Annotated in this window: 16 protein-coding genes and 1 riboswitch; of the genes, 15 read left to right on the forward strand and 1 reads right to left on the reverse strand. The window is 36.5% G+C overall.

Features of this window, described 5'->3' with window-relative positions; genetic code table 11:
• Positions 1 to 1577 precede the first annotated feature (1577 nt).
• From ACTXGU_RS20055 to purD, 14 genes are all read left to right on the forward strand, one after another.
• Positions 1578 to 2153 (forward strand): DUF2179 domain-containing protein, encoded by a 576-nt coding sequence (locus ACTXGU_RS20055; protein WP_443483298.1) that lies wholly within the window; start codon positions 1578 to 1580, stop codon positions 2151 to 2153.
• Entirely contained in the window at positions 2128 to 2307 is a 180-nt protein-coding gene (locus tag ACTXGU_RS20060) for an NETI motif-containing protein (protein ID WP_443483299.1), read from the forward strand. The genes ACTXGU_RS20055 and ACTXGU_RS20060 overlap by 26 nt, the downstream gene beginning before the upstream one ends.
• Positions 2308 to 2419: 112 nt before the next feature.
• Positions 2420 to 2521, forward strand: a riboswitch (purine riboswitch).
• 130 nt (positions 2522 to 2651) lie between these two features.
• Positions 2652 to 3140 (forward strand): 5-(carboxyamino)imidazole ribonucleotide mutase, encoded by a 489-nt coding sequence (gene purE, locus ACTXGU_RS20065; protein WP_443483300.1) that lies wholly within the window; start codon positions 2652 to 2654, stop codon positions 3138 to 3140.
• Entirely contained in the window at positions 3127 to 4281 is a 1155-nt protein-coding gene (gene purK, locus ACTXGU_RS20070; RefSeq protein ID WP_443483334.1) for a 5-(carboxyamino)imidazole ribonucleotide synthase, read from the forward strand. The genes purE and purK overlap by 14 nt, the downstream gene beginning before the upstream one ends.
• Positions 4282 to 4284: 3 nt before the next feature.
• Positions 4285 to 5577 (forward strand): adenylosuccinate lyase, encoded by a 1293-nt coding sequence (gene purB, locus ACTXGU_RS20075; protein ID WP_443483301.1) that lies wholly within the window; start codon positions 4285 to 4287, stop codon positions 5575 to 5577.
• A gap of 111 nt (positions 5578 to 5688) precedes the next feature.
• Positions 5689 to 6408 (forward strand): phosphoribosylaminoimidazolesuccinocarboxamide synthase, encoded by a 720-nt coding sequence (purC, locus tag ACTXGU_RS20080; RefSeq protein WP_443483302.1) that lies wholly within the window; start codon positions 5689 to 5691, stop codon positions 6406 to 6408.
• Complete coding sequence (gene purS / locus ACTXGU_RS20085) at positions 6401 to 6655, forward strand: phosphoribosylformylglycinamidine synthase subunit PurS (protein ID WP_443483303.1); 255 nt, start codon at positions 6401 to 6403, stop codon at positions 6653 to 6655. The genes purC and purS overlap by 8 nt, the downstream gene beginning before the upstream one ends.
• Entirely contained in the window at positions 6652 to 7338 is a 687-nt protein-coding gene (purQ, locus tag ACTXGU_RS20090) for a phosphoribosylformylglycinamidine synthase subunit PurQ (RefSeq protein WP_443483304.1), read from the forward strand. The genes purS and purQ overlap by 4 nt, the downstream gene beginning before the upstream one ends.
• Positions 7322 to 9538: a phosphoribosylformylglycinamidine synthase subunit PurL gene (gene purL, locus ACTXGU_RS20095; protein ID WP_443483305.1), complete on the forward strand. Its 2217-nt coding sequence runs from the start codon at positions 7322 to 7324 to the stop codon at positions 9536 to 9538. The genes purQ and purL overlap by 17 nt, the downstream gene beginning before the upstream one ends.
• A complete protein-coding gene (purF, locus tag ACTXGU_RS20100; RefSeq protein ID WP_443483306.1) occupies positions 9523 to 10935 on the forward strand; it encodes an amidophosphoribosyltransferase in 1413 nt (470 codons plus the stop codon). The genes purL and purF overlap by 16 nt, the downstream gene beginning before the upstream one ends.
• A gap of 216 nt (positions 10936 to 11151) precedes the next feature.
• Positions 11152 to 12183, forward strand: coding sequence for a phosphoribosylformylglycinamidine cyclo-ligase (purM, locus tag ACTXGU_RS20105; protein WP_443483307.1), 1032 nt, complete (start codon positions 11152 to 11154; stop codon positions 12181 to 12183).
• A 13-nt stretch (positions 12184 to 12196) separates the two neighbouring features.
• Positions 12197 to 12766, forward strand: coding sequence for a phosphoribosylglycinamide formyltransferase (gene purN, locus ACTXGU_RS20110; protein WP_443483308.1), 570 nt, complete (start codon positions 12197 to 12199; stop codon positions 12764 to 12766).
• 48 nt (positions 12767 to 12814) lie between these two features.
• Entirely contained in the window at positions 12815 to 14350 is a 1536-nt protein-coding gene (gene purH, locus ACTXGU_RS20115; RefSeq protein ID WP_443483309.1) for a bifunctional phosphoribosylaminoimidazolecarboxamide formyltransferase/IMP cyclohydrolase, read from the forward strand.
• Between the two features lie 27 nt (positions 14351 to 14377).
• Positions 14378 to 15640 (forward strand): phosphoribosylamine--glycine ligase, encoded by a 1263-nt coding sequence (gene purD / locus ACTXGU_RS20120; RefSeq protein WP_443483310.1) that lies wholly within the window; start codon positions 14378 to 14380, stop codon positions 15638 to 15640.
• Between the two features lie 212 nt (positions 15641 to 15852).
• On the opposite strand, the gene ACTXGU_RS20125 is transcribed toward purD, so the two are convergent.
• The gene (locus tag ACTXGU_RS20125; RefSeq protein WP_443483311.1) at positions 15853 to 16197 is read right to left on the reverse strand and encodes a YgaP family membrane protein; all 345 of its coding nucleotides are present in this window, start codon (positions 16195 to 16197) and stop codon (positions 15853 to 15855) included.
• Between the two features lie 173 nt (positions 16198 to 16370).
• Here ACTXGU_RS20125 and ACTXGU_RS20130 point away from each other — a divergent pair, with 173 nt between their 5' ends.
• Positions 16371 to 18116 (forward strand): adenine deaminase C-terminal domain-containing protein, encoded by a 1746-nt coding sequence (locus ACTXGU_RS20130; RefSeq protein ID WP_443483312.1) that lies wholly within the window; start codon positions 16371 to 16373, stop codon positions 18114 to 18116.
• The last annotated feature ends 37 nt before the right edge of the window (positions 18117 to 18153 follow it).

Below are 18153 nucleotides of genomic sequence, written 5' to 3' on the forward strand. Positions count from 1 at the left end.
GAAAAGTTTAAAGTGATGATACTTTAAACTTTTTTTGTGTCTAAAAATTTCTCCGTAGCCTTCCTGCATGCTTATTCTTCAAATTAGGCAGATAAATACTTCTATCCATATCTTCATTCTATTTACATATATGTGGAAAGATATTCCCCCTAAATTTTTGAAAACATCTAAACCTTATAACATCAGTATAACGAAACATGGTTGGATTTATTTCTTCTGACATTAGAAGGTCGCCTATATAAAGTGATTTAAACGAGTATCTTCATTATATAGTAATAATATAGGTAGCTCTGGAAAACTTTAAATTCTATGGATCAATGTTCAGAGAGGTACAATTGTCGATATAAAGACATGGCGTCCTAATCGCCCATACCCTAGCTCTTGTGTAAAATAACCCTTTGCCTCTAAAATTAATCGCACTTTCTTGAGTCAATTGAATATTTTTCTTCAAGGCCGAACAAGGTGCTTATGTTTTGTTCAACGCTGTTTTCTCAAAGTTTGTTGTTTTTTACATAAAAAAACATTTAGAAAAGTGTTTCTTAGCAGTCTGCATACACGTAGACTCCTGTGGGAATGCGAGAAAGACGAGACCCCACAGGAGCGTATGCGACGAGGAGGCTCGACGCTCGCCCACGGAAAGCGAAGTGTATGCAGACTGCGTGCTTAAAGCAACAATCTATACGTAAACAGCCTTGTTCAAAGATAAAAAACTATAAATTTTTGAAAGTAGGCGAGTGTCTAGCTCAAGTACCTTTATGATAAGTTAACATCGAATCGCCGTGCCTACATTTTTCTTTATCTCTATTTAATTGGCTAAACAGAGAAGCGAAAAAAAATAAGAGGAGCAGACTATCAGTAAACGCCCCAGAAGAAACAACTATTCAACGTCTATATAATCTATTTTCAGTAAAACTCAACTAACCATCAGATGGAAAGTGCATCACCTAATCATTAGTTGACCTTATTTCATACTAAGCGTTTCATTCCATACTTCGTAATGGGTATTTTGCAAAATAACAAAAAAATGTTAAGAAATCTTACATAATATAAAGCTTAATATATAACCTTTTTTGTGGAATGAAAATATTTCCTGCCAAAGGAATATAGAACAAGAGTTGAGCAAGGATAGTTTCAGAAGAAAAAAAGCGATTATTTTGTGAAAAAGAATGAAAAAATAAACCTAAAACATTATTTTTCTTTGTTTAGTTCTGATAAAACAGGTAAATATAAAAGTAAGGTAGCTATTATAAACAATGTGATATAAAATGAGTTTAAATTAAGTAGTTTTGAAATTATTTCTATCTAAATAAGATCTAAAAAAGTTTGGGTGATGGAGAAGTAAACAGTAGAAAAAGTACTTTCTGTTAGGCTTTTTTTATCAATTGCAGAAGGTTGCCTGAGATCTATTGAACGTGTGGTGATTGTAGTTTTTTGTTCCTCGAATTATGTTTAAAAGGTCATATTTTGTGGTTTCGTTGGAGATTAAGTTATCAAGTATGTAGTTAGCTTTTTATCGGGAGTTTTCGGATCTTACTGCCTGTTATGTGAATTAAACATTTATTTAGGAAGTGAACTTTATGTTAGCGAACAGTATAACAATGGTACTAATAATTTTGCTTATTAATATTGTATATGTTTCTTTTTTTACCATTAGAATGATATTAACATTAAAAGGACAAAGGTATTTCGCAGCTGCTTTAAGTGCGATAGAAGTAGTTATTTATGTAATAGGATTAGGTTTAGTATTGGATAACTTAGATGAAATACAAAACCTGATAGCATATGCAGTTGGTTATGCTATTGGTGTAATTGTCGGTATGAAGATAGAAGAAAAACTCGCGTTAGGATATATAACAGCTAATGTCATAACAAAAGAATATGACAAGAATTTACCAAAAATTTTAAGGGAGCAAGGATATGGTGTTACTAATTGGCAGGCAAACGGCTTAGAAGGTGACAGAATGGCTTTGCAAATTTTAACACCAAGAAAATATGAGCTTCGCTTATATCAAACAATTAAAGAAATTGATCCGAAAGCATTTATTATTGTTTATGAACCAAAAACAATACATGGTGGGTTTTGGGTAAAGAGTGTAAGGAAAGGAAAATTATTTCATGGGGCAAAAAATGAAATTCGAAGTGCAGGAAAATGAAACAATTGTGGAATGCATAGATCGGATGAAAAAAGAAGGCTATACTCCGGTTAAAAGAATTGAAAAACCTATTTTTAAAGAGCAAATCACAAATGGACAAACATCGTATGAACCTATATCAAGGAAAATCATTTTTGAAGCAATTAAAAACTAGAGGTAAATCCCGAACATTAGTAGTTGATAATGTATAATTGTTCGATTTTTTCTAGTTGACAATGTATAAAAATGCTTGTTAATATGATATAGTGTTAAGGCAAAGAAAATAAAAAATCAAATTTAATAGCCCTCATATAATAATGGGAATATGGCCCATAAGTTTCTACCCGGCAACCGTAAATCGCTGGACTATGAGGGAAAGTTTATGATGCCAGTAGAAGAGTAGTTTGTCTATTTCTTCTATCGAATGAGCCCTGGACGGATACTTTCTCTCTAAATAGTAGAAGAATCCGAATAGGGCTTTTTATATGGAAATAACGATTAAGAATCAGGAGGGGAAACATGACCGCTCAAATTGGCGTTATCATGGGCAGTAAATCAGATTGGGAAACAATGAAACATGCGTGTGACATACTAGATCAGCTTGAAGTAAGCTATGAAAAAAAAGTAGTTTCAGCACACCGCACTCCTGATTTAATGTTTGAATATGCAGAAGAAGCAAGAAGCAGAGGAATTAAAGTTATTATTGCTGGAGCAGGTGGAGCAGCTCACTTGCCAGGTATGGTTGCTGCTAAAACGACCTTACCAGTTATCGGTGTACCAGTGCAGTCAAAGGCTCTAAATGGCATGGATTCATTATTATCGATTGTACAAATGCCAGGAGGAGTACCAGTTGCAACGGTAGCAATCGGCAAAGCTGGTTCAACAAATGCAGGTATTCTTGCAGCTCAAATTCTTGGTGCTACAGATTCTGAATTAGCAGATAGAATTGCGCTTATGAGAGAAAAAACAAAAAAAGAGGTTATGGAAAGTAGTGATGAACTTGTCTAATACAATGATTCTGCCAGGTCAAACGATCGGGATTATTGGCGGGGGACAATTAGGAAGAATGATGGCACTTGCAGCTAAAGTGCAAGGCTTTCGCATTGCTGTATTAGATCCAGTGGAAGACTCACCTTGTGGTCAAGTGGCAGATATTAAAATAGTTGATGCATATAACAGCATTTCTGGAATTCAGAAACTGGCAAATATCAGTGACGTCATCACGTACGAATTCGAAAATATCGATGCGGAAGCATTAGAATGGCTTAAAAATAATGCAAATGTGCCACAAGGGTCCACACTATTGGAAATAACCCAAGATAGAATTAAAGAAAAGCAGGCAATAGAACAAGCTGGTGTAAAGGTTGCACCGTTTAAAATAATAGAAAAAAGCACAGATATTAAAACCGGTTTAGAGGAATTAGGATATCCAGCTGTTTTAAAAACGGCTCGTGGAGGTTATGATGGAAAAGGTCAATTTGTCATAACAGACAGCAGTCAAATAGCAGAAGCAGAAGTCCTTTTAAATAATGGACCTTGTGTATTAGAAAAATGGATTCCTTTTGAAAAAGAAATTTCTGTTATTGTAACAAGAAGTGGAAAAGGAGAAAGCACTGTTTTTCCAGTAAGTGAAAATATTCATATTAATAATATTTTACATGAATCAATTGTTCCAGCAAGAATTAGCGATTATGCAAAAGAACAGGCAATTGAAAAAGCCACTATGCTGGCTGAACATTTGAATTTAGTTGGTACATTGGCTGTAGAAATGTTTCTTGCAGCGAATGATGATATTTATATTAATGAATTAGCTCCAAGACCACATAATTCAGGACATTATACAATTGAGGCTTGTGAAACTTCTCAGTTTGAACAGCATATACGTGCAGTCTGTAATTGGCCGCTAGCTAGTACAAGATTATTAAGACCTGCTGTAATGGTTAATATTCTAGGTGAGCATCAAGAGCAAATTATCAACAAAATTTCAGATCTTCAAGATTGGAAAATCCATTTATATGGGAAAGAAGAACCGAAAGAAAAAAGAAAGATGGGTCATGCTACATTGCTTCGTTCATCTGTTGAGATTGCTTTAGATGAAATTGAGAATACTAACATTTGGAATGTACAGACAGAAAAAATCGGAGGATAAAAGATGATTGAACGTTACACAAGACCAGAAATGGGAAATATTTGGACAGAACAAAATCGCTTTCAAGCATGGTTAGAAGTAGAAATTCTTGCATGTGAAGCATGGGTAAAGCTTGGAGAAATTCCAGAAGAAGATGTAAAAAAAATTCGCGAAAATGCTTCTTTTGATATTAAACGCATTCAAGAAATTGAGTTGGACACAAGACATGATGTGGTTGCATTTACAAGAGCGGTTTCAGAAACGCTTGGAGAAGAAAGAAAATGGGTTCATTATGGTCTAACTTCTACTGATGTTGTAGATACAGCAACGTCCTACTTAATTAGACAGGCAAATGAAATACTGTTAAAAGATATTGAAAACTTTATCGAAGTATTAAAAAATAAAGCCCAAGAGCATAAATATACCGTAATGATGGGGCGTACTCATGGAGTTCATGCAGAACCGACGACATTTGGTCTAAAGCTGGCATTATGGCATGAAGAAATGAAGCGCAACTTAGAAAGATTTAAAGCAGCTGCTGCTGGTATTGAATATGGTAAAATTTCTGGTGCTGTTGGAACGTATGCAAACATCGATCCTTTTGTTGAAAAATATGTATGTGAGCAATTAGGCTTAAAGCCTGCTCCTATTTCTACTCAAACATTACAACGGGACAGACATGCAGACTATATGTCTACACTTGCGTTAATTGGAACATCAATTGAAAAATTTGCTGTCGAAATCCGCGGACTGCAAAAAAGTGAAACACGCGAAGTAGAAGAATTTTTTGCAAAAGGGCAAAAAGGATCTTCCGCTATGCCACATAAACGCAACCCAATCGGTTCTGAAAATATGACTGGTCTTGCTAGAGTCATTCGTGGTTATATGTTAACTGCATATGAAAATGTACCGTTATGGCATGAAAGAGATATTTCTCATTCATCAGCAGAACGTATTATTATTCCAGACGCTACAATCGCGTTAAATTATATGTTAAACCGCTTCAGCAATATCGTGAAGAATTTAACGGTATATCCAGAAAATATGAAGCGCAATATGGATCGTACATTAGGCCTAATCTATTCTCAACGTGTTTTATTAACATTAATTGATAAAGGTTTAACAAGAGAAGAAGCATACGATACGGTTCAGCCAAGAACAATGGAATCATGGGAGAAACAAGTTCCTTTCCGTCAGCTTGTTGAAAACGATGAAGTTATTTCATCTAAATTAACAAAAGAAGAACTCGATGATTGTTTTGATTACAATTTCCACATTAAACATGTAGATACGATTTTTACAAGACTTGGTCTTTAAGAAGAAGTGAATGGTTAGGCCCCTCTTCAACAGGGGTCTGATCCCTTCTAAAAAGCAAGTTTAATAGATTTTCGTTTTATCCCTAATTTTTTTGATAAGGAGACTCTTAACATGGAAAAGAGAGCTTTATTGTATGAAGGAAAAGCTAAAAGAGTATATGAAACAAATGATGAAAATGTAGTGTGGTTAGAATATAAAGACGCTGCAACTGCGTTTAATGGCGAAAAAAAAGCAAGCATCACTGGTAAAGGCAGATTAAACAATGAAATTACCAGCTTATTGTTCTTAAAGTTAAAAGAACTTGGAGTAAATTCGCATTTTATTAAAAAAATTTCTGAAACAGAGCAGTTAGTGGAAAAAGTAACGATTATTCCATTAGAGGTAGTTGTACGTAACGTTGCAGCTGGCAGTATTTCAAAAAGATTAGGAATAAAAGAAGGTCTTCCATTATCAAAACCAATGGTAGAATTTTATTACAAAGACGATGAGCTTGGCGATCCTTTGATAACGGAAGATCATATCGAAGAATTAAAGCTTGCCACAGTGGATGAAGTAAAAACATTGAAAAAGAAAGCACTAGAAGTTAATACAGTATTAAGTGAATTCTTTTCTGAATTAGGCATTCAACTAATTGATTTTAAATTAGAATTTGGGAAAAATAATAACGGGGATATCTTGCTTGCAGATGAAATATCACCTGACACATGCCGTTTATGGGATAAAGAAACAAATGAAAAACTGGACAAGGATGTTTTTCGCCGCGATTTAGGAAATTTAACAGAAGCTTATCAAAATATTTTAGCAAGATTAGGGGGACAACAGCATGTATAAAGTTAAAGTATATATCACATTAAGAGAAAGTGTATTAGATCCACAAGGGAACGCAGTAAAAAGCTCATTGCATTCATTAAACTATAATGACGTAAGTGATGTTCGCATCGGTAAATATTTAGAGCTTACGATTGAGAAATCAGATCAAGATCTTGATAAGCAAGTAAAAGAAATGTGCGAGCGTTTATTAGCAAATACAGTAATTGAAGATTATAGCTACGAGGTTGAGGAGGTTGTTGCACAGTGAAATTCGCAGTTGTCGTATTTCCAGGGTCCAATTGTGATGTCGACATGTTCCACGCAATTAAGGATGAATTAGGGGAAGAAGTAGAATACGTTTGGCATGACGCAGAAAGCTTGGATGAGTATGACGGAATTTTACTGCCAGGCGGTTTCTCTTATGGAGACTACTTGCGTTCTGGTGCAATTGCTCGATTCAGCAACGTCATGAAAGAGGTTGTAAAAGCTGCTGAAGCAGGTAAACCAGTTTTAGGAGTATGCAACGGTTTTCAAATCTTGTTAGAGGCAGGCTTGCTTCCAGGGGCAATGAGAAGAAATGAAAGTTTGAAATTTATATGCCGACCTGTTGAATTACAAGTAGTAAATAACCAAACGATCTTCTCTTCCAGCTATGAAGAAAAAGAAGTTATTTCTATTCCGATTGCTCATGGAGAAGGAAATTACTATTGTGATGAAGAAACATTAGCATCTTTAAAGAAAAATAATCAAATTGTATTCACATATAGTGGGAAAAATCCAAACGGCAGCTTAGAAGATATTGCCGGTATTATAAATGAAAAAGGAAATGTATTAGGCATGATGCCTCACCCAGAAAGAGCTGTAGATGAGCTTCTAGGCGGAGCAGATGGTCTAAAGATTTTCCAATCAATCGTAAAACAGTGGAGGGAAGCAAATGTCATTAATGCTTGAGCCAAGTCCAGAACAAATTAAAACAGAACAAATTTACAAACAAATGGGTGTAACGGACGAAGAATTTGCGATGGTGGAGAAAATTCTAGGACGTCTTCCTAATTACACAGAAACGGGTTTATTTTCCGTTATGTGGTCTGAGCACTGCAGCTATAAAAATTCAAAACCGGTATTAAAGAAGTTTCCAACAACTGGTCCTCAAGTATTGCAAGGACCTGGAGAAGGAGCAGGAATTGTTGATATTGGCGATGGACAAGCGGTTGCTTTCAAAATTGAAAGTCATAATCATCCATCTGCAATTGAGCCATATCAAGGTGCTGCAACAGGGGTAGGCGGAATCATTCGTGATGTATTTTCCATGGGTGCAAGACCGATTGCGATTTTAAACTCTTTACGTTTCGGTGAATTAGATAATGCACGTACGAAATATCTTTTTAAAGAGGTAGTAGCAGGGATTGCTGGCTATGGAAACTGTATCGGTATTCCAACGGTTGGCGGCGAAATCGCTTTTGATAACTCCTATGCTGGAAATCCACTAGTAAATGCGATGTGTGTAGGTTTAATTAATCATGAAGATATTAAAAAAGGGCAGGCACATGGTGTTGGCAATACGGTTATGTATGTTGGAGCAAAAACTGGCCGTGACGGAATTCATGGTGCTACATTCGCTTCAGAAGAGCTGACTGAAAACTCGGATGAAAAGCGCCCGGCAGTTCAAGTTGGCGATCCATTCATGGAAAAGCTATTGCTTGAAGCATGTTTAGAATTAATTCAATCGGATGCACTTGTAGGAATACAAGATATGGGAGCAGCAGGTCTTGCAAGCTCTAGCGCAGAAATGGCTAGTAAAGCTGGATCTGGAATTGAAATGAACTTAGACTTAGTTCCGCAACGTGAAACAGGGATGACTGCATATGAAATGATGTTATCAGAGTCACAAGAACGCATGTTGATCGTTGTGAAAAAAGGAAGAGAGCAAGAAATCAAAGATCTTTTCCATAAATACGATCTAGAAGCAGTTGCGATTGGAAAAGTAACAGATGATAAGATGCTTCGTTTGCTGCATAAAGGAGATATCGTTGCAAACGTACCGGCAGATGCACTGGCAGAAGATGCTCCAGTTTATCACAAGCCATCCAGTGAGCCACAGTATTTCCGTGAGTTTCAAGCAATGGAAAATACAGTGCCTGCAGTGGAAAACTATAGCGAAACACTTATTAATCTATTAAAACAACCTACAATTGCAAGTAAAGAATGGGTTTATGATCAATATGACTATATGGTACGTACTAATACAGTTGTATCACCAGGTTCAGATGCTGCAGTTGTCCGCATTCGCGGTACACAAAAAGCTTTAGCTATGACAACTGACTGTAATGCTCGATATTTGTATCTTGATCCGCAAACTGGCGGGAAAATTGCAGTTGCTGAGGCGGCTCGAAATATCGTATGTTCAGGTGCAGAACCATTAGCGATTACAGATAACTTAAACTTTGGAAATCCAGAAAAACCAGAGATTTTCTGGCAGATTGAAAAAGCAGCTGAAGGGATTAGTGAAGCTTGTTTAACACTAAATGCCCCAGTAATCGGCGGAAACGTATCTTTATACAACGAAACAAATGGAACGGCTATTTACCCAACTCCAGTAATTGGCATGGTTGGTTTAATAAAAGATACTAAACATATTACTACGCAACAATTTAAAGAAGCTGGTGACTTGATTTATCTATTAGGTGAAACTAAAGATGAATTTGGTGGAAGTGAGCTTCAAAAATTAATAAATGGTGCTATTACAGGTAAATCACCAGAATTAGATTTAGAAAAAGAAAAAGCGTATCAAGCTGTTGTGTTAGAAGCAATCCGTTCAGGTCTTGTAGCATCTGCTCATGACTTAGCAGAAGGTGGATTAGCTGTTGCTGCAGCGGAAAGTTTAATCGGGTCTAAAGGATTAGGGGCTAAAATTGACACAACTGGAAACCCTGTTTCTGCATTATTTAGTGAGTCTCAATCTCGTTTCCTAATTACCGTTAAACCAGAAAACAAAGCAGCATTTGAAAAGTTAGTTCCAGCAGCATTGATTGGAGAAGTAACAGACACAGCCGTTCTTAACATTAGCCAGGGGGAAAATATTCTGATAAATGAACAGGTAGAATCATTAGAGAATGCCTGGAGAGGAGCAATTCCATGCTTGCTGAAATAAGAGGCTTAAATGAAGAATGTGGAATTTTTGGTGTATGGGGGCATGGAGATGCTGCACAAGTTACCTATTATGGACTTCACAGCTTACAACATCGTGGCCAAGAAGGTACAGGCATCGTTGCAACAGACGGAGAAAAATTAAAAGGAATGAAAGGCGAAGGCCTTGTTGCTGAAATTTTTACACCGGATGTAATGAAAGAATTGACTGGTAAAGCAGCTATCGGTCATGTTCGTTATGCAACTGCCGGCGGTGGAGGATATGAAAATGTCCAGCCGCTTCTTTTCCACTTTCAAAGCGGTAGCATGGCGCTTGCGCACAATGGAAACTTAGTAAATGCTACTGCATTAAAAAGTCAGCTAGAAGCACAAGGAAGTATTTTTCAAACAAGTTCTGATACAGAGGTTGTTGCACATTTAATAAGAAGAGGCGGTTTCTCTGATTTTAATGAACGTGTAAAAAATGCCTTATCGATGATTAAAGGAGCCTATGCATTTTTAATCATGACAGAAACGGAATTAATGGTTGCATTAGATCCAAACGGCATGAGACCACTTTCTTTAGGAAAATTAGGGGATGCTTATGTGGTAGCATCGGAAACATGTGCATTTGACGTAGTCGGTGCTGAATTTATTCGCGACGTTTTACCAGGCGAGTTATTAATTATTGATGATAATGGCTTCCGCTCTGAAATGTTTTCTGTTGCATCTAATCCTGCGATGTGTGCAATGGAATACGTTTATTTTTCAAGACCGGACAGCAATATTAATGGCATAAATGTTCATACAGCCCGTAAAAATCTTGGAAAAAGATTAGCTGTTGAAGCACCGATTGAAGCAGATGTGGTAACAGGGGTACCTGACTCGAGTATTTCTGCAGCAATTGGGTATGCGGAAGCAACTGGCATTCCTTATGAATTAGGGTTAATTAAAAATCGTTATGTTGGCCGTACATTCATTCAACCATCCCAATCATTAAGGGAGCAAGGGGTAAAGATGAAGCTTTCTCCTGTTCGTGGCGTTGTCGAGGGAAAACGAGTGATTATGGTGGATGATTCGATTGTTCGTGGGACTACAAGTAAACGTATTGTCACGATGCTAAGGGAAGCAGGAGCAACGGAAGTACATGTTTTAATCAGTTCTCCTCCTATTAAAAACCCTTGTTTCTATGGAATTGATACATCAACAAAAGAAGAATTAATTGCTTCCAAATATGCTGTAGAAGAACTTCGTGAATTAATTGGAGCAGATTCTTTAACCTTCTTAAGTACAGAAGGAATGATTGATGCAATCGGCGGAACAGATGATGGAGAGACGAAAGGGCATTGTTTAGCTTGTTTTACAGGTAAGTACCCAACGGAAATATATCCATCAACTGTACATCCAACGGAAAAAGTGTAATCCAGATGAGCAGATTCTCTCTGTTAATTGACAGTGCAGAATACACGAACCATTTTATAAAAAAGAAAAAGCGGCATGTTAGTATGTCGCTTTTCTTTTGAAAAAGACCTTATCGTATAGAACTATTATTAAGAGTAAAGTATATCATTAAATTTTAACTTATATTTCTAATTAAGTGAGAGTGAAATGCGAAGATATACTATAGGAGGAAAAACAATGGCTGAAGCTTATAAACAAGCAGGAGTAAATATTGAAGCAGGATATGAAGCTGTTACAAGAATGAAAAAACATGTAAAGAAAACGATGAGACCAGGTGTATTAGGCGGACTTGGTGGATTCGGAGGAATGTTTGATTTATCTGTATTAAATTTAAAAAATCCTGTATTAGTTTCAGGAACAGATGGTGTTGGAACGAAGCTTATGCTTGCTTTTATGTTAGATCAACATGATACGATAGGCATTGATGCTGTAGCAATGTGTGTTAATGATATTGTCGTGCAAGGAGCAGAACCAATCTATTTCCTTGATTATATCGCTTGTGGAAAAGCAGAGCCGGCAAAGATTGAAGCAATTGTAAAAGGAATAGCAGATGGCTGTGAGCAGGCAGGCTGTGCATTAGTAGGCGGAGAAACTGCAGAAATGCCAGGAATGTATAGTGAAGAAGAGTATGATTTAGCAGGATTTGCAGTTGGTGCTTGTGAAAAGGAAAACCTTATTACAGGGGAAAAGATTAAAGCAGGAGATGTGTTAATTGGTCTTGCTTCAAGCGGTATTCACAGCAACGGTTATTCACTAGTAAGAAAACTGTTTTTGGAAGAAGCAAAAATGTCATTAACGGACTATGTTGAGGAGTTAGGCTGCACGCTTGGAGAAGAGTTGATTAAGCCAACTAAAATATATGTGAAGTCAGTGTTGTCTGTACTAAAACAATTCGAAATAAAAGGTCTTGCACATATTACAGGAGGCGGTTTTATTGAAAATATTCCACGTATGCTTCCAGAGGGATTAGGAATGGAACTTCATGAGAGCAATTGGGAAGTGCCGGCAGTATTTCAATTGATGGAGTCTATCGGAAAGCTGAATCGCAAAGAAATGTACAATATATTTAATATGGGAACAGGCATGGTTTTGGCTGTGGATTCTAATATTGCAGAAGAAGTGCTTAGCCATTTTGCAAGTATTGGTGAAAAAGCTTATACACTTGGAAAGGTAACGGCAGATGGTGAAATAAACATCGTCTTGAAATAGTGGAGGAATAGAAATGAAAAATATTGCTATTTTTGCATCAGGCAGCGGATCGAATTTTCAGGCAATAGTTGATGCCGTTGAAAGCAAGGAAATCCAAGCTAATATAAGCTTATTAGTATGTGATAAACCAGGGGCTTACGTGTTGGAGCGTGCAGAAAAACATCAAATTCCTTCCTATGTTTTCTCTGCAAAAGAATTTCAAAGTAAAGCGGAATATGAACAAGAAATCTTAAAAGAATTAAAAGCAAAGAAGGTAGAACTTATTATTCTTGCAGGTTATATGCGATTAATCGGTGATACGCTTTTACAGGCATATCCACAGAAGATTATTAATATTCATCCTTCTTTACTGCCGCTATTCCCTGGTAAAGATGCTATCGGACAAGCATTAGAAGCAGGAGTAGAAAAAACGGGAATAACCGTTCATTATGTGGATGAAGGAATGGATACGGGGCCAGCTATTGCTCAGCAGGAAGTAATGGTTGAAGAAAATGAAACAAATGAAAGCTTGCAAACAAAGATTCATGCATTAGAGCATAAACTTTATCCACAAGTTATTAAAACATTGCTTGAAACAAAATAATAAAAAATGCAGCAGGTTGTCTACATATTAATTGGAGGGTAAAAGCACATGAAAAAAAGGGCGTTAATTAGTGTATCAGATAAAACTGGAATTACGGATTTTGCAAAAGAACTGCATGATCTAGGATATGAATTAATTTCAACAGGTGGAACTAAAAAGGCTATACAAGACAGCGGTATTCCTGTATTAAGTGTTAGTGATGTAACAGGGTTTCCAGAGATTTTAGAAGGAAGAGTAAAAACACTTAATCCATATATTCATGGAGGCTTGCTTGCGAAATTTGACGAACCTGGTCATCAGGAGCAGTTAAAAGAGCATAAGATTGATCCTATTCAAATTGTTTGTGTGAACCTTTATCCATTCCAACAAACGATTGCAAAACAAGATGTAACAGTAGAAGATGCTATTGAAAATATTGATATTGGTGGACCAACAATGCTGCGTGCATCTGCTAAAAACCATCAGTATGTAACAGTTGTAGTAGATCCGGTTGATTATGCAACCGTTATAGATGAGTTAAAGCAAACAGGTGACGTAAACTTTGAAACAAGACGCAGACTTGCTGCAAAAGTATTCCGTCATACTGCTTCTTATGATGCAATGATCGCTCAATATATGACGGAACTTACAGAAGAAGAAACGCCTGAAAAATTAACCGTTACTTATGAATTAAAGCAATCTTTACGCTATGGCGAAAATCCACATCAAAGTGCGGCATTTTACAGAAGACCATTAGGATCTGACTTCTCAATTGCCAATGCAACACAATTGCACGGAAAAGAGCTATCTTATAACAATATTAATGATGCAGATGCAGCAATTCAAATTGTAAAAGAATTTAGTGAGCCTGCAGCAGTTGCTGTTAAACACAGCAATCCGTGTGGTGTAGGAACAGGAGAGGATATCTTTACTGCTTTCTCAAAAGCGTTTGAAGCAGATCCAGTATCTATTTTTGGCGGTATCATTGCCCTTAATAGAGAAGTGGATGCACAAACAGCTGAAAAACTTCGTGAAATTTTCTTAGAGATTATCATCGCTCCATCTTATTCAGAAGAAGCATTGACGATTTTACAAGGGAAAAAGAATTTACGTTTATTAACAATTCCATTTGCTGGTGAAAATAAAAAAGAGATGAAGTTTACTTCAATTGAAGGCGGATTATTAACACAGGACTTCGATCGTTATACGTTGGATGATGCGACTATTTCGATTCCTACGGAAAAGCAGCCGACTGAAGAAGAGTGGGAAGCATTAAAATTCGGATGGAAAGTCGTTAAGCATGTAAAATCCAATGCAATAGTGGTAAATGATAAAGAAATGACGCTTGGTATTGGTGCTGGTCAAATGAATCGTGTAGGAGCTGCAAAAATTGCACTAGAGCAAGCTGGTGAAAAAAGTGTTGGCGCAGTATTAGCATCTGATGCATTTTTCCCAATGGATGATACGGTAGAAGCAGCTGCTAAAGCAGGAATTACGGCAATTATTCAAACAGGTGGAAGTATAAGAGATGAAGATTCCATTAAAAAAGCGAATGAATATGGAATTGCGATGGTCTTAACTGGAGTAAGACATTTCAAACATTAAACCTTTAGCTGGAGGATGGAGACAAAAATGAAGATACTCGTAATTGGGCGCGGCGGAAGAGAGCATACCATTTGTACAAAGGTGAAGGAAAGCGATAAAGTAGACACTGTTTTTGTTGCACCTGGAAATGTTGGGATGACGGATGTAGCAGAGCGTATTCAAATCAAAGAAACAGATGTAGAAAAACTAGTCGATTTTGCATTAACAAACAAAATTGATTTAACTATTGTTGGTCCGGAAGTTCCTTTGCTTGCTGGTGTAGTAGATAAGTTTGAAGAAGCTGGTTTAAAAGTGTTTGGTCCAAAGCAGAAAGCAGCTGAAATCGAAGGAAGCAAGTCTTTTGCGAAAGATATTATGAAGAAGTATGAAATTCCTACTGGTGAATATGCTACTTTTTCAAACTATGAAGAAGCAAAAGCTTATATTGAAGAAAAAGGTGCACCTATTGTTATTAAAGCAGACGGTTTAGCTGCTGGAAAAGGTGTAACAGTTGCAATGACAATGGAAGAAGCTTTAGCTAGTATTGAAGAAATGCTGCTGGACGAAAAATTTGGTAGTGCATCTGCAACGGTTGTTATCGAAGAATTTCTAGCTGGTGAGGAATTCTCCTTAATGTCCTTTGTGAACGGCGAAACGGTTATTCCACTTGAAATTGCTCAAGATCATAAACGTGCTTATGATGGAGACAAAGGCCCAAATACAGGGGGGATGGGAGCTTATTCACCTGTTCCACACATTCCGGAAAGTGTTGTACAAACAGCATTAGAAACGATTGTTAAACCGACTGCAAAAGCACTTGCACAAGAAGGAAGAAATTTTACCGGTATATTATATGCAGGTTTAATCGCAACGGCTCAAGGGCCAAAAGTAATTGAATTTAATGCACGACTTGGAGATCCTGAAACACAAGTTGTATTACCGAGAATGAAATCTGACTTGGTAGAAGTGCTATTGGCCGTTTTAGCAGGAGAAGTGCCAACAATTGAGTGGTACGACGAAGATATGTTAGGGGTTGTCATTGCATCAAAAGGATACCCTGGCGACTATGAAAAAGGTGCGGTCATAAAAGGACTCGACAAAATGGAAGATGTGTCTATTTTTCATGCTGGAACGAGTACAAATGATCAGGGAGATTTTGTTACAGATGGTGGCCGAGTATTGCTTGTTGCAGCCAAAAGCACTACATTAAAAGAGGCACAAACAAAAGTGTATAAAGAATTAGATAATAAATTAGAGAGTGATGGCGTATTTTATCGTCATGACATCGGGTTTAAGGCTATTAAAGAATAAAACCAAAAGGGACAGATTTTTACAAATTACTGTAGAAATCTGTCCCTTATTTTATTAGGTAAGAAAGCATTCTGGAGTTTGACGGGTGTCTAGCTTTAGCGCCTAGCCCCTAGCCCCTGTGAAAGATAACCTCTTGTCTCTAAAAGTAAAAAACACTTTTTGAGCCAAGAGAACATTTTTCTTCGGGGCTGAACAAGGCGCTTCCGCTTTTCTTATTTCATGTCATCCGGAGAAAAAACAGTCGATGGATTAAATTCTTCCATTATTTCAGCTACTTCTTTTGAAGAAGTATTTACATGATCTTTTTTGTTTGCTTGTTTTTCTTGATTGCTTTGTTTTATAGGAAAAACATCGTTTTTATTATTATATAAGGCAGTAACAGGACAGAAGCGAACAATTCCTTCTGCTATTTTCATGGCAGCAAGCAGCATGATTAAAAGATAAGATTGTTTGTATTCACGTCTTGCTAGTTTGGCAGTGCTCCATGCTAAAAAAGTAAATCCGAAAGTGATGCGAATCAGTGCATTAATTAAGCTAATATTCTGTTTTGGGTTCATAAAATGTTTCCTCCTGTATACATAAAATTAACAAAGTGGTAATAGTTATGAAAAAGCGATATGATAAAATAATAATATTGTAAACATTTTCATTGATGATACCTATATAAAGTTAATATATGAAAATATTTCCGTGAATAATAGGGCGAATGGAAAAAGGGAGGCGAAACAAAATGTTCAATCAACGATACCGTTGGAAAAACAAAGAGCTGCGTGATCATGTTGATGTTTTAAATGGTGAAATATCTCCAACAATGGTCCTTCAAAATGCAACCTATTTAAATCAAATATTACGGAAATGGATGCAAGCTAATATTTGGATTTATCAAGACCGCATTGTTTATGTTGGAAAAGAAATGCCAAATTATATTCATGATTGTGAAATAATTGATTGCACATCAGAACTGCTTGTACCAGGATATATAGAACCACATGCACATCCTTTTCAAATTTATAATCCCCTAACGCTTGCACAATATACATCACAATATGGAACAACAACACTTATTAATGATAATTTAGTTTTAGCTATGCAGATAAACAAAAAGAAAGCGTTTTCCTTTTTGCGGTTTATGAGAGATATTCCTTCCTCCATCTATTGGTGGTGCAGATATGATGCACAAACGGAATTAAAGGACGAAGATACGGTTTTTTCTCATAGTGATATAAAAAGCTGGTTAAATCATGATAACGTTCTTCAAGGTGGAGAATTGACTGCGTGGCCGAAGCTGTTAGACGGTGATGATATGATTCTGCATTGGATGCAAGAAACAAAAAGAATGCGCAAACAAATAGAAGGACATTTTCCAGGAGCTTCGGAAAAAACACTGGCAAAATTAATGCTGCTTGGAGTGGATGCGGACCATGAAGCAATGACAGGAACAGAAGTTTTAGACCGCCTGCTTCAAGGGTATATGGTGACATTACGATATTCATCAATTCGCCCGGATTTGCCTAAACTTTTACAAGAAATTCAAGCATTAGGAATTAATCAGTATGATAAATTTATGTTAACGACAGATGGATCGCCTTCTTATTTTTATGAACAAGGACATATTGATCACTTAATACACATAGCTATTAATCAAGGGGTGCCATTAATAGATGCTTATAATATGGCTACGATCAATATCGCCAAATACTATCATATAGAGCATTTGCATGGAAACATAGCAACAGGGAGAGTAGCCAATATTAATTTTTTATCATCTAAAAATAACCCAACTCCAGTGTCAGTAATGGCAAAAGGTGTATGGGTCAAAAAAGAGGGTAAAGAAATCAAAAATGCTTTTCCATCTATCAATTGGCATGAATATAATTTATGTCCATTAGATTTAGATTGGAATTTGAGCCCGCATGATATGGAGTTTTTTATGGCATTTGGAATTAAATTAGAAAATTCTGTCATCACAAAGCCGTATTCTATTTCTTTAAATGTTGTAGGAGATACATTATCTAAAGACCATGATGAATGTTTTTTTATGCTGTTAGACAGGAGAGGAAAGTGGAGAATTAATACGTTTTTAAAAGGGTTTACAAAAGAGATAGACGGCCTTGCCAGCTCTTATACCGGAGATGGGGATATTATATTATTAGGAAAAAAGCAGGATGATATGATAAAAGCCTTTAATAGGTTAAAAGAATTAGGCGGCGGAATCGTGTTATTTAAGGATGGCAAACTCATTCTAGAAATTTCTCTTCCCTTGAAGGGGATGATGGCAGATATGCCCATTCAGGACTTAATCAAAAAAGAAAAGGAATTGATACAAATAATAAAGGAAAATGGTTTTCCATTTGAGGATCCTATGTACACATTAGTTTTCTTTTCTTCTACTCATTTGCCATATATAAGAATAACGCAAAAAGGATTATTTGATGTGATGAATAAAAATGTACTCTTTCCAGCGATAATGCGTTAAAATATAAAAGAGTCTACTTCTATATGATGGATATTCC

The sequence above is a fragment of the Niallia sp. 01092 genome (assembly GCF_052318935.1).
GTDB lineage: Bacteria > Bacillota > Bacilli > Bacillales > Cytobacillaceae > Niallia.